Below are 454 nucleotides of genomic sequence, written 5' to 3'. Positions count from 1 at the left end.
ACACGACATCTTGCGCAGCGCCGCCCACTGGCAGGGACTGGCGCAGCCGGTGCAAGTGGTGTATCGCCACGCCCCGTTGCCGATCATTGAACTCACGCTGGATGCGGCAAGCGACGCGCTCCCGCAGGTACAGGCGCAAACCGATCCACGCCACCTGCGGCTGGACTTGCAGCAGGCACCCTTGATGGCCGCCTATGTGGCCGCCGATCCGCAGAGCGCCACCTGCTACCTTGCGCTGCTCTTCCATCACCTGATGAGCGATCACATGACACTCGAGTATATTGTCGCGGAGATCCAACTGCTACTGTCAGGGCAATCAGAACGCCAGGCCAAACCGCTGCCCTACCGTAACTTCATTGCGCAGACGCTGGCCATTCCAGCGGCGGCGCACGAAGCGTATTTCCGGGAACAGTTGGGCGACATCGACGAACCGACGGTCCCGTTTGGTTTGCTC

Annotated in this window: 1 protein-coding gene; it reads left to right on the top strand. The window is 62.1% G+C overall.

What is annotated here, in order from left to right; all coding sequences use genetic code 11:
- Positions 1-454 (top strand): condensation domain-containing protein (locus KVP70_RS33255; protein ID WP_217946714.1); only part of this gene is annotated, 454 nt, incomplete at both ends.

The sequence above is a fragment of the Duganella violaceipulchra genome (genome assembly GCF_019166075.1).
GTDB classification, from domain to species: Bacteria; Pseudomonadota; Gammaproteobacteria; order Burkholderiales; family Burkholderiaceae_D; genus Rugamonas; species Rugamonas violaceipulchra.
Note: the sequence above shows the minus strand (reverse complement) of the source record. Positions and strands in the feature narration are given on the sequence as shown.